The organism is Pectobacterium sp. F1-1, assembly GCF_025643735.1.
In the GTDB taxonomy this organism is placed as follows: Bacteria; Pseudomonadota; Gammaproteobacteria; order Enterobacterales; family Enterobacteriaceae; genus Pectobacterium; species Pectobacterium colocasium.
Genome location: NZ_CP104733.1, coordinates 4,007,978 through 4,020,868 on the forward strand (window position 1 = coordinate 4,007,978; position 12,891 = coordinate 4,020,868).

Genomic DNA, 12,891 nt, shown 5'->3' on the forward strand with positions numbered 1-12,891 from the left:
ATGTTCCTCATTCACTCATCTGCGGCTGTAATCTGGAATCAGCCAGTTTACGCGCCAGTTTACCGATGTTGCCGGCTCCCTGAACCAAAATCAGGTCTTCACCTCGAAGCGCCTGTGACAACAGTTCCGGTAAAGTATCCACATCCGTCACCAGAATCGGATCAATCTTACCTCTTCCGCGAATCGTACGGCACAGCGAACGGCTGTCCGCCCCCGGAATTGGCGATTCGCCTGCAGAATACACATCCAGCATCAGCAGCACGTCAACCTGTGATAACACATGCGCGAAATCGTCATACAAATCGCGGGTTCGCGTATAGCGATGCGGCTGAAAAATCATGACCAGCCGCTTCTCCGGCCACCCTGCACGGGCAGCTTTAATCGTGGCATCGACTTCCGTCGGATGGTGGCCGTAATCATCCACCAACATTGCCGTACCGCTTTGTCCATTCACCAACTCAAGCGGATATTCACCGAGAAAATCGAAGCGGCGCCCCGTGCCCTGAAAACGTTCAAGCGCACGCAGAATCGCCTCATCATCAATGCCTTCATCGGTCGCCACGGCAACCGCAGCTGCTGCGTTAAGCGCATTGTGACGCCCCGGTGCATTCAGCGTGACGGTTAGCAGCGGTTTATCTTTCCGTTCCAGCGTAAAGTGCCCTTGCGCGCCAACCTGGCGATAGCCTGAAACCCGCACATCGGCATCATCACTAAAACCATACGTGGTGATATGACGACCCACACGTGGCAGCAGTTCACGAATGACCGCATCATCAATACACATCACCGCTTGCCCGTAAAATGGCAGGTTGTGCAGAAAATTGATGAACGTCTGCTTCAAGTTCTCAAAATCACCCTGATACGTGTCCATATGGTCGGCTTCAATGTTGGTCACAATCGCCACCATCGGCTGCAAGTGCAGGAAAGACGCATCGCTTTCATCTGCTTCTGCAATCAGGTAACGGCTTGAGCCCAAACGCGCGTGCGTTCCCGCCGCCTTAACCAATCCACCGTTCACAAACGTCGGATCCAGTCCCGCTTCCGCGTAAATACTGGTGACCATCGCTGTCGTCGTTGTCTTGCCGTGCGTCCCCGCAATCGCGATACCGTGACGAAAACGCATCAGTTCCGCCAACATCTCGGCGCGGCGGATCACCGGAATACGTGCATCATGCGCGGCAACAATTTCAGGGTTATCCGCAGTAATCGCACTCGAGACTACCACCACGCTAGCGTTCAGAACGTTCTCCGCACGGTGGTGGAAATAAATCTGCGCGCCCAGTTCGGTCAACTGCTGCGTCACCGCATTCGGTGCCAGATCGGAGCCGCTAATTTCATAACCTTCGTTGGCCAACACTTCGGCGATACCACCCATGCCAGCACCGCCGATGCCGACAAAGTGTATGTGCCGGACGCGATGCATCTCGGGCACGATTGAACGTAGTTTCGCCAGTTGTTGAGTATTCACTTTATTCTATCGCTACCTTGTTGCGCGGTCGCACAGCCTTCTGCCCGACCACACTGTATTAATTAACCGTGAGCCACAGGTGTGGTCCGACTGCCTGCCGCTGCACTGACTTCCGCAGCAACCCGATCGGTTGCATCTGGAATCGCCACTGCGCGGGCTTTCTGCGCCATTGTCAGCAAGGTTGCACGATCCCAACCGGACAGCACCTCGCTGAGAGCAGCCACGTTAAACTGTGGTTGCTCAATAATTTTTGCTGCGCCCGCTTTTTCCAACGGCAACGCATTCCAATACTGCTGCCGATCTTTATGCTGGAACGGTACAAACAGTGCTGGCAGTCCAGCCGCCGCAATTTCGCTAACGGTTAATGCGCCGGAACGGCACACCACAACATCCGCCCAAGCGTAAGCTTCCGCCATGTCATCAATAAACTCGGTAATTTTGTGCTGCGTCTGTCCAACATCCTGATAAGCCTGTTGAACTGTTGATAACGCGCCTTTACCGACCTGATGCCAAATCGTCACACGCTCGCCCAGCTGTGCCGCCACGCCAGGTAGCGTTTGGTTCAGCACTCTTGCGCCCTGACTACCACCAACAACCAGCACTCTCACAGGGCCTGAGCGATCGGCTAATCGTGTTTCTGGTGCAGCCAACGCCAGCACATCAGTTCTGACCGGGTTACCCACAACATCCGCTTTGGGAAACGCGCCCGGAAACGCCTGCAATACTTTTCTTGCGATGTGGGATAACCAGCGGTTGGTCAACCCTGCGATCCCATTCTGCTCATGTAGGACGACCGGAATGCCGCACAGCCAGGCGGCCAAACCGCCGGGGCCGGAAACGTACCCCCCCATCCCCAGCACCACATCTGGCTGATAGCGGCGCATAATCGCCCGCGCCTGGCATACCGCCTGAAAAATACGAATCGGTGAGCTTAACTGCGCCCGAATGCCTTTACCACGCAATCCAGAAATGCGGATAAAATCAATTTCGATACCATGCTTAGGCACCAAATCGGCTTCCATGCGATCCGCCGTACCTAACCAGCGAACCTGCCAGCCCTGCGCCATCAGGTGGTGCGCAACCGCGAGTCCAGGGAAGACGTGTCCGCCCGTACCGCCAGCCATCACCATCAAACGCTTGCCTTCGCCACTCATCGGGCACCTCTCGTAAACGCCTGCGCTTTCGTCAGGCGCGTTTCAAAATCAATGCGTAACAGCAAAACAATCGCCGTCGACATAATCAGCAAACTGGAACCACCATAACTGATCAGCGGCAACGTCAGCCCTTTCGTCGGTAGCATCCCCGCCGCCGCGCCTACGTTCACCAGCGTCTGAAAACTGAACCAGATACCGATAGAACACGCCAGAAAGCCCGAAAAACGCTGATCGATCTCCAGCGCCCGCTTCCCGATAGACATCGCGCGAAAAGCGACGAAGAATATCATTAACAACGCCAAAACCACACCGATATAGCCGAGTTCCTCACCTAAAATAGAGAAAATGAAATCGGTATGCGCCTCCGGCAAATATTCCAGTTTCTGTACTGAATTCCCCAGCCCTTGTCCCCAGAATTCGCCGCGCCCAAATGCCATCAGGGATTGCGTCAACTGGTAACCGCTGCCGAACGGATCGTCCCACGGGTTCCAGAAAGACGTCACACGTCGCATACGGTAAGGCTCAGCGATAATCAACAGACCAACGGCAAACACGCCACAGCCGATAATCGCCAGAAACTGCCACATCTTGGCACCAGCCAGAAACAGCATCGCCAGCGTTGTAATAAAGAGCACAACCACAGTGCCTAGGTCAGGCTGCGCCAGCAGAAGCACCGCCAACACCACCATCACACCCATCGGTTTGCAGAAGCCCCAGAAGTTATTTCTCACTTCTTCAACTTTGCGCACCATGTAGCTGGACAGGTAGCAAAACAGCGCCAGCTTGGATAATTCCGCAGGCTGAATACGCAGCGGCCCCAGCGAAATCCAGCGGGATGCACCGTTGACCGAGCTTCCCACCGCCAGCACCACCAACAGCATAACCATCGCAAGCAATAACAACACCGGGCTGTAGCGCTGCCATATCTCCATCGGGATACGCAACGTGACTAACGACAAACCAAATGCCAACCCGAGATAAATCGCATCACGTTTCGCAAACAGGAACGGGTCGCTGGCAAGGCGTTGTCCTACTGGCATAGAAGCCGACGTCACCATCACAAAACCAATCACAGCCAGCCCAAGCGTCAACCACACCAACGTCCTGTCATAGAGAACCACGCTCAGCGTATCGCTTTCACGTGTTCCCATAACCCAGCTCTTGATGCGTTCGATAAACGCCAGCCCGAAGAACCGCATCAGCCTAACTCCTCCGCCAGACGAGCGAATTCATCGCCTCGCTGTTCAAAATTGCGGAATTGATCCAGACTTGCGCAGGCAGGCGACAGCAACACCATATCGCCTGGCTTAACACGTTCGGCGATGACACGCATCGCCTGTTCCATCGTTTCTGTCTGCTCGGCAATTTCTGGGCGCAGCGCAGACAACTGTTGCCCATCCTGACCGAAGCAGTACAAACGAACGTGCTCACCCTGTAAATACGGCACCAGTGGTGAGAAGTCGGCAGATTTTCCATCACCACCTAGCAGCAGGTGCAGCGTGCCTTCGACGGTCAACCCGCTCAGTGCAGCTTCAGTGCTCCCCACATTGGTGGCTTTAGAATCATTGATCCACCGCACGCCATTGCGCTCGAAGGCCATTTGAAAACGATGCGGCAACCCGGTAAACGTCGTCAGCGCCGTCAGCGCTGATGCACGTGGAATCTTCACGGCATCAGCCAGCGCCAGTGCCGCCAATGCATTCGTATAGTTGTGCTGCCCAACCAGCTTGATTTCACGGGTGTTAAGCACGCGCTCACCGTCTACCCGCAGCCAGGTTTCTCCCTGCTGACGATTAAGATGATAATCGCCCACGTCGACACCAAAACTACGGCAGCGCGCATCCGCACCGCGAACTGGCATGGTCAGCGCATCATCAGCGTTTACCACACACAACTCTGCGTGTTCATAAATGCGTAATTTCGCTGCCCTATACTGCTGTAGACCAAACGGATAACGGTTGGTGTGATCTTCCGTCACGTTCAGAATGGTTGCCGCAGTCGCGTGCAGGCTGCTCGTCGTTTCCAGTTGGAAACTCGACAGCTCCAACACATAAAGCTGAGCGGGCTGATCAAGCAGTTGCAGCGCGGGAAGACCGATATTACCGCCAACGCCCACCTGCCAGCCTGCAGCACGCGCCATTTCACCGACCAGCGTCGTCACCGTGCTTTTACCGTTAGAACCGGTAATCGCCACAATCGGAGCCTGTGCTTCACGGCAGAACAGTTCAATATCGCCAACGATTTCAATGCCAGCGTCGGCAGCATCGCACAGAACCGGCGTCGCCAACGCCACACCGGGGCTAGCGACGATCAAATCCGCGTTCATCAGCCAGTCTTCATTCAGACTGCCGAGGTGTCGCCCTACCTGCTCAGGCAGTTTATCCAGACCCGGCGGACTGATACGGGTATCCACCACGCGCGGTATCACACCGCGTGCGAGAAAGAAATCAACACAGGAGAGCCCAGTCAGGCCCAACCCGATAATGACAACTTTTTTACCCTGATAGTCCACCATGTCTTATCGTACCTTCAACGTTGCCAGGCCAATCAGCACCAGCATCAACGAAATAATCCAGAAGCGCACAATCACGCGCGGTTCCGGCCAGCCCTTAAGTTCATAATGATGATGAATCGGCGCCATGCGGAAAATCCGCTGCCCACGCAACTTAAAGGACCCAACTTGCAGAATCACCGACAGCGTTTCGACCACGAAGACGCCGCCCATAATCACCAACAAAAATTCCTGACGCAGGAGAACCGCGATAGTGCCCAACGCGCCGCCCAGCGCCAGAGACCCCACGTCCCCCATGAAAACCTGCGCCGGATAGGTGTTAAACCACAGAAACCCAAGCCCCGCGCCCACAATCGCAGTACAAACAATCACCAGCTCACTGGCATGGCGGATATACGGAATATGCAGGTAGCCGGCAAAATTCATGTTCCCTGTTGCCCATGCGACCAGCGCAAAGCCAGCGGCCACAAACACGGTCGGCATGATCGCCAACCCGTCCAGACCGTCGGTCAGGTTTACGGCATTACTGGTACCGACAATCACAAAGTAGGCCAACGCAACATAGAGCAAGCCCAGTTGCGGCATCACATCTTTGAAGAACGGAACAACCAACTGTGTGGCTGGCGTATCCTTACCGATGGAATACATGGAGAACGCCACCACGAGTGCAATCACCGACTGCCAGAAATATTTCCAGCGGGCAATCAGCCCTTTGGTATCCTTACGGACGACTTTGCGATAATCATCAACAAAACCGACCGCACCGTAGCCTGCTAACACCAGCAGTACGCACCAAACATACGGGTTAGACAGATTTGCCCACATCAAAACGGAAAGGATAATCGCCACCAGGATCATCACGCCCCCCATCGTTGGGGTGCCGCGCTTGCTGAAATGTGATTCAGGCCCTTCGTTACGCACCACCTGACCAATCTGCAAACGCTGCAGCCAGCGATCATGTGCGGCCCCATCCATAAGGAAATAACCAATGCGGTCAGCAGGCTGACAATGGCGCGGAACGTCAAATAAGAAAAGACGTTAAAGCCGGTATAAAGTTTGGCCAAATGTTCGGCCAGCCATACTAACATTGCGCATTCTCCTGTAATGCATGTACAACCTGCTCCATCGCAGCACTGCGTGAGCCTTTAACCAATACACTGATGACGTTATGTTCTGACATCAGCACCTTCAAACGTGAAACCAGTGCAGCTTTATCCTGAAAATGCTCACCATTGCCGCTGGCAGTGCCGATCAATTCACTCAATGTTCCCACACTCAATACGCGATCGATGCCCGCAACCCGCGCCGCTTCGCCTACCTGACGATGGCACTCTGGAGCGTCATCCCCCAGCTCGCCCATGTCACCCACAACCATCACGCGGTAGCCGGGCATTTCCGCCAGTACCTGTGCTGCCGCCGTCATGGAACCCACATTGGCGTTGTAACTGTCATCCAACAGCAGCTTGCCTTCAGACAGGACAATCGGAAACAGCCTTCCCGGCACCGCCTGTAGCTGAGATAACCCGGTTTTAACGGCTTCCAGCGTCGCCCCAACGGACATTGCCAGCGAAGCCGCCGCCAGTGCGTTCGAAATGTTATGCCGACCCGGTAAAGGCAGCAGAACCTGCGTTTCACCAAATGGCGTGTGCAGAGTGAAACGGGTACCCTGCGCTAACACCTCTACGTCGCTGGCAAAAAAATTGATATCGCAAGCAGCCTGCGGCGAGAAGCGCCAAACAGTTTTATGATTCAGCATGACCTGCCAATGCGGGAAATCATTGCTGTCTGCATTCACGATCGCCACGCCATCTGCCGGCAAACCGGCAAAAATCTCACCTTTCGCCTGCGCCACACCAGCCAGTGAACCAAAACCTTCCAAATGCGCAGCAGCCAAATTATTGACCAGCGCGCTTTCCGGGCGCACCAGATCGGTGGTATAGGCAATCTCACCAATATGATTGGCGCCCAGCTCAATCACCGCAAACTGATGTTCCGCGGTCAGACGTAACAGCGTAAGCGGCACACCGATATCGTTGTTAAAATTACCGGCGGTATACAGCACGGAACCGCACTGGCGCAGAATCGCCGCTGTCATCTCTTTAACCGAAGTTTTGCCGGAAGAGCCGGTCAGGGCGACTACGCGCGCCGTTGACTGCTGGCGAACCCAGGCGCCCAATTGCCCCAAAGCCAAACGCGTATCGCTTACCAACAGTTGTGGCACATCAATAGGTAAGTGCTTACTGACTAACAGAGCCGCCGCGCCGCCTGTTACCGCATCAGCAGCGTAATCATGCGCGTCGAATTTCTCGCCTTTCAGCGCGACAAACAGGCAGCCAGGCGCCAGCTTACGCGTATCGGTTGAAACATCTTCAATATCTATGTTTTTACCAATCAGTTGCGCATTCAGCACCGTGGCAAGCTGTTGCAGGGAGACGCGAATCATGCAATCACCCCCAGCAGACGGGCAACGGTGATACGATCGGAGTAATCAAGACGCTGATTGCCAACCAGTTGGTAATCTTCGTGCCCTTTGCCTGCAACCAGCACGACGTCATTTTCCTGCGCCTGCATGATCGCGCTGGTAACCGCTTCAGCACGCCCGTGAATAACCTGAACCCGCCCGGCATCCAGCAGCCCGGAGAGAATATCGGCAACAATCGCCTGAGGTTCTTCACTGCGCGGGTTATCATCCGTAACCACAACACGATCGGCCAGTTGTTCTGCGATGCCACCCATAAGTGGGCGCTTACCTTTATCACGATCGCCGCCGCAACCAAACACACACCAGAGTTTCCCCAGACAGTGCAAACGTGCAGCGTCGAGCGCTTTTTCCAGCGCGTCCGGCGTATGGGCATAATCAACAACGACCGTAGGTTTTCCTTCAGCATGGAAAACTTCCATGCGGCCACACACGGGTTGCAATTGAGAGCCCGTAATGACCAACTTGTCGAGCGGATAGCCGAGAGACAGCAGCGTTGCCAGCGCCAACAGCATATTGCTGACGTTAAACGCGCCCATCAGGCGACTTTCGATTTCGCCGTTCCCCCAGCTTGAATCAAACGCAATCGTGGCCCCGTTGTCGTGATAATCAATCTGTGTCGCCTTCAGCCAGCGCCCACGGCAGCCGGGGACCAGATTGTTCTCCATAGTGACAGCAACCGCATCCGGCAACTTTGCCAACCAGCGCAGCCCAACTTCATCATCGGCATTGATAATCATCTGCCCTACGCGATGATCGGCGAACAGCGCCCATTTGGCCGCTTCATAGCTCTCCATATCGCCGTGATAATCAAGATGGTCGCGGCTCAGGTTAGTGAACACCGCTGCCGCGAATGGCAACGCCGCGACACGATGCTGCACCAACCCGTGGGAAGAGACTTCCATTGCGGCGAATGTCGCACCTTGCTCGACCAACTGGCTCAACACCTGCTGAACATCAACGGCGGATCCCGTCGTATTCTCTGTTGGAATCGCACGACCCAGTAGGCCATTGCCGACAGTGCCCATCACGGCGCTTGTTTCGCCTAGTGCCTGACTCCACTGCGCCAGAAGCTGAGTCGTCGTCGTTTTTCCGTTGGTTCCCGTTACGCCGATCAGCTGTAACTTTTCCGCCGGCTGCTGATAAAAGCGGCCTGCCAGTGCGGAAAGCCGCTGGTTCAGATTACTGAGATAGACCACTGGCACACCGTGCATTTCGCGAACGGTGCCATCAGCAGCCTCACCTTCTGCTTCGGCCACGATCGCTGCTACGCCTTGCGCAATTGCCTGCGGAATATAGCGCCGTCCATCTGTTTTATGCCCGACAATCGCGACAAACAGATCCCCGGCAGCCGCAACGCGGCTGTCTAATGTCATTTCCCGCAGCGCGCGCGCCGGAGTGTCTTGCACCCACGGCGCAAGTAAATCGCGCAAATTACGATCTGCCACCTGATCCCTCTTCTCTATTAATTACAAACTCGTTTTTGTCGCCCGACGGCAACGCATCCGGTTCGATATTCATCGTACGCAGAACGCCACCCATGATGGCGCCAAAGATTGGCGCAGAAACTGCACCGCCGTAATACTTCCCTGCCTGCGGATCGTTGATCACGACAACCAGAGCAAAACGTGGGTTACTGGCTGGAGCTACGCCAGCCGTATAGGCAATATATTTGTTGATGTATTTGCCATCCGGGCCGACCTTTTTAGCCGTACCGGTTTTAATCGCGATACGGTAGCCTTTGATGGCGGCTTTGGTACCGCCGCCGCCGGGCAGCGCAACGCTTTCCATCATGTGCACCACGGAACGTACCAGCGCTTCAGGGAAAACACGCTCGCCGGGAACGGGTGGATCAACTTTCGTAATCGACAGCGGACGATAAATGCCGAAACTGCCGATCGTGGCGTAGACTCGGGCTAACTGTAACGGTGTTACCATCAGCCCGTAGCCGAAAGAAAAGGTGGCCCTCTCTATGTCAGACCACCGTTGTTTTTGAGGGTATAAGCCACTGCTTTCTCCGACCAACCCCAAATTGGTCGCTTTTCCTAATCCAAAACGCGAGTAAGTATCTACCAGCGCAGAGGAAGGCATCGCTAACGCCAGTCTGGAAACACCGACGTTACTCGATTTCTGCAGCACGCCCGTCAGCGTCAATTCGCTATAGCGCGCTACATCTTTGATTTCATGACCATTAATGTAATAAGGTAGCGTATTGAGCACGCTATTTTCTTTGATGACACCGCGTTGCAGCGCCGTCATCACCACCATCGGTTTCACCGTAGAACCTGGTTCGAAGATATCGGTGATGGCGCGGTTACGCATAATCTCTTTCGGCGTATCCGCCAGATTATTAGGGTTATAAGACGGGCTATTGGCCATCGCCAGGACTTCACCGGTATTCACATCAACCAGCACGGCCGTGCCTGACTCCGCTTTGTTAAAGGCAACGGCGTTGTTAAGTTCGCGGTAAACCAGCGCCTGCAAACGCTCATCAATACTCAGCGCCAGATTATGTGCAGCCTGACTATCAACCGAGGAGATATCTTCAATGACGCGGCCAAATCGGTCTTTACGCACGGTGCGTTCACCGGGTTGCCCGGTCAGCCAGCGATCAAAGCTTTTCTCTACCCCTTCAATGCCTTGTCCATCGATATTAGTGAAGCCGATGAGGTGAGAGGTCACTTGACCGGAAGGATAATACCGGCGAGATTCCTGTCGCAGATTAATGCCCGGCAGTTTCAGTTTATGGACGTATTCGCCAATGGCAGGATTCACCTGACGCGCAAGGTAAACAAAGCGCCCTTTCGGGTTAGCGTTGATCTTCGTAGCCAGTTGATCCAGCGGGATATCAAGTGCGTCAGACAGGGCTTTCCAGCGCGTATCCAACGTAATCCCACCACGATCGTTCACTTCTTTCGGATCCGCCCAAACGGCATTCACCGGTACGCTGACAGCTAAAGGACGACCCGCGCGATCGCTAATCATACCGCGTGCCGTCGGCACTTCCTGTACGCGCAGGGAACGCATATCCCCTTCACGCACCAGTTTGTCTGGATTGATCACCTGGAGGTAAGCCGCACGAGCCATCAGACCAAACATCGCAAGCAGGATACAGCCGCAAAGCAACGCAAAACGCCAGCTAACAAAGCTGGCTTGATCTTCCTGGCGCTTTAACTTTCCTGTACGGGCTGCTTTCATGCTTAACTGGTTGCCTATTTAGTTCATTGCTTAACCACAATATTTTCCTGTGACGGATCGACATGCCCCATTTGCAGTTTTTCCGTCGCGATCCGCTCAACGCGGCTATGATCCCCAAGTGAGTTCTCTTCCAGGATCAGATTTCGCCATTCGATATCCAACGCATCACGCTCCAGCAGAAGCTGTTCACGTTCCGCTGTCAGCAAACGCGTCTTGTGTGCTGTTGTCACCACAAAAACGGCAGAAACCAGTACGGCAATCATCAGCAACATCGGGAGCTTTGCATTACGCAGCAGATCCTCACCGATGACGCCAACCAGAGTGTGCCGCTCGTTACCGATCATGCCGGCAATCTCTCAGCGAACCGCAGCACGGAACTGCGCGCGCGCGGGTTTTCTGCAATTTCTGCTTCCGAAGGCATCAATTTCTTTCCGACGGCTTTTAACGTCTGCCCGCCCTGACTACGCAGTTGCTCTTCTGTTAACGGTAAACCAGCAGGCACCTGTGGCCCACGGCTCTGGTGGCGAATAAACCGTTTCACAATTCGATCTTCTAATGAGTGGAAGCTAATGACTGACAGACGTCCCTGCGGAGCCAGTACGCTTAACGCACCTTCTAACGCACGCTCGATCTCTTCCAGCTCGCTGTTGATATAAATGCGGATCGCCTGAAAACTGCGCGTCGCCGGGTGCTTATGTTTTTCTCTCACCGGGCTGGCAGCCGCGATCAATTCGGCCAGCTCTTTTGTCCGCGTCATCGGCTCAGTGCGGTTACGTTCTACAATCGCGCGGGCAATGCGCTTGGCAAAACGCTCTTCGCCGAACGTTTTCAAGACCCAGACAATATCTTCCGCTTCCGCTTTCATCAGCCACTCGGCGGCGGACAAGCCGCGCGTCGGATCCATACGCATATCCAGCGGGCCATCGCGCATAAACGAAAACCCACGCTCAGGGTCATCAAGCTGTGGAGAAGACACGCCAAGATCGAGCAGAACACCGTCGATCTGCCCGGTCAGACCAAGCTCCGAAACATACTCCGCGATGGCGGAAAACGGCCCGTGAATAATAGAGAAACGAGGATCGTCAATCGCTTTAGCAGCTTCAATAGCCTGAGGATCGCGATCGATAGCTAACAGGCGTCCTTCCGGCCCCAGTTGGGAGAGAATCAGACGAGAGTGACCACCACGGCCAAACGTGCCGTCGATGTATATGCCGCCGCTGCGAATGTTCAGACCATTTACGGCCTCATCCAACAGGACGGTGGTATGTTTATAATTTTCCAGCATGACTATAGCGATAGGTCCTGCAACCGATCAGATAAGGGTTCCTGAGTCGATTGTTCAGCGTCAATATCATCCCTGACCTGTTGATACCAAGTCTGTTCATCCCACAGCTCAAACTTGTTGAACTGCCCGACTAGCATCACTTCTTTTTTAAGGTCCGCATGCTGCCTTAACGTATTCGCAATCAACAAACGCCCTGCACTATCCATTTGGCACTCGCTGGCATGCCCTAATAACAAGCGCTGAACGCGGCGTTCAGCGGGGTTCATGCTCGATAAGCGAGACAGCTTTTGTTCAATAATTTCCCATTCAGGTAAGGGATAAAGCAGCAGGCATGGCTGATGCAGATCAATGGTGCAAACCATTTGACCTTGCGATTCCCCATTCAGCATTTCCCGATATCGGGTAGGCACAGCAAGGCGCCCTTTACTGTCGAGGTTAACCAGCGTAGCCCCACGAAACATACCTGAGTTACCCCTTCATCACCTTTTTCACCACTTTACCCCACAAATTCCCACCTTTAAGAGTGTACGGAGGGTATGAAAACCTTGTCAAGCCAGAGCTGGCGCGCTTTGGGATTATTCCTGAATGAATTGGAGCCGGCATAGAGGTAAAAGGAATAAGGAGTCAAAATTAACGAAGATTAACGTCATGATAATTTGAGAAAAATTCATAACAGAATGGGAACATTACAAACATATCGCTATTCACTACGGCATCTCGATTATTTTTACTGTCATACGCTGATACCAAAGACAACCGTTTTCAGAATTGTCTTACTCGCCCAGAATACCTTGA

Annotated in this window: 10 protein-coding genes and 1 pseudogene; all 11 read right to left on the reverse strand. The window is 54.1% G+C overall.

Annotation, left to right across the window (positions count from 1 at the left end; all coding sequences use genetic code 11):
* Window positions 1-7 precede the first annotated feature (7 nt).
* Window positions 8-1,468: a UDP-N-acetylmuramate--L-alanine ligase gene (murC, locus tag NAL19_RS17935; RefSeq protein ID WP_317630292.1), complete on the reverse strand. Its 1,461-nt coding sequence runs from the start codon at window positions 1,466-1,468 to the stop codon at window positions 8-10.
* 62 nt (window positions 1,469-1,530) lie between these two features.
* Complete coding sequence (gene murG / locus NAL19_RS17940) at window positions 1,531-2,622, reverse strand: undecaprenyldiphospho-muramoylpentapeptide beta-N-acetylglucosaminyltransferase (protein WP_263058061.1); 1,092 nt, start codon at window positions 2,620-2,622, stop codon at window positions 1,531-1,533.
* Window positions 2,619-3,821 carry a cell division protein FtsW gene (gene ftsW / locus NAL19_RS17945; protein ID WP_263058062.1) on the reverse strand — a complete coding sequence of 401 codons (1,203 nt, stop codon included), beginning with the start codon at window positions 3,819-3,821 and terminating at the stop codon, window positions 2,619-2,621. The genes murG and ftsW overlap by 4 nt, the downstream gene beginning before the upstream one ends.
* Entirely contained in the window at window positions 3,821-5,137 is a 1,317-nt protein-coding gene (gene murD, locus NAL19_RS17950) for a UDP-N-acetylmuramoyl-L-alanine--D-glutamate ligase (protein ID WP_263058063.1), read from the reverse strand. Before murD ends, ftsW begins: the two co-directional genes overlap by 1 nt.
* 3 nt (window positions 5,138-5,140) lie before the next feature.
* Window positions 5,141-6,222: pseudogene (gene mraY, locus NAL19_RS17955) on the reverse strand (phospho-N-acetylmuramoyl-pentapeptide-transferase).
* Window positions 6,216-7,577, reverse strand: coding sequence for a UDP-N-acetylmuramoyl-tripeptide--D-alanyl-D-alanine ligase (gene murF / locus NAL19_RS17960; protein WP_263058064.1), 1,362 nt, complete (start codon window positions 7,575-7,577; stop codon window positions 6,216-6,218). Before murF ends, mraY begins: the two are co-directional and overlap by 7 nt.
* A complete protein-coding gene (gene murE / locus NAL19_RS17965) occupies window positions 7,574-9,061 on the reverse strand; it encodes a UDP-N-acetylmuramoyl-L-alanyl-D-glutamate--2,6-diaminopimelate ligase (protein ID WP_263058065.1) in 1,488 nt (495 codons plus the stop codon). The genes murF and murE overlap by 4 nt, the downstream gene beginning before the upstream one ends.
* Window positions 9,048-10,811 (reverse strand): peptidoglycan glycosyltransferase FtsI, encoded by a 1,764-nt coding sequence (locus tag NAL19_RS17970; protein WP_225085788.1) that lies wholly within the window; start codon window positions 10,809-10,811, stop codon window positions 9,048-9,050. The genes murE and NAL19_RS17970 overlap by 14 nt, the downstream gene beginning before the upstream one ends.
* A gap of 23 nt (window positions 10,812-10,834) precedes the next feature.
* Window positions 10,835-11,155, reverse strand: coding sequence for a cell division protein FtsL (gene ftsL / locus NAL19_RS17975; protein ID WP_180741529.1), 321 nt, complete (start codon window positions 11,153-11,155; stop codon window positions 10,835-10,837).
* A complete protein-coding gene (gene rsmH, locus NAL19_RS17980) occupies window positions 11,152-12,096 on the reverse strand; it encodes a 16S rRNA (cytosine(1402)-N(4))-methyltransferase RsmH (RefSeq protein WP_263058066.1) in 945 nt (314 codons plus the stop codon). Before rsmH ends, ftsL begins: the two co-directional genes overlap by 4 nt.
* 2 nt (window positions 12,097-12,098) lie before the next feature.
* A complete protein-coding gene (gene mraZ, locus NAL19_RS17985; protein WP_015841733.1) occupies window positions 12,099-12,557 on the reverse strand; it encodes a division/cell wall cluster transcriptional repressor MraZ in 459 nt (152 codons plus the stop codon).
* Between the last annotated feature and the right edge of the window lie 334 nt (window positions 12,558-12,891).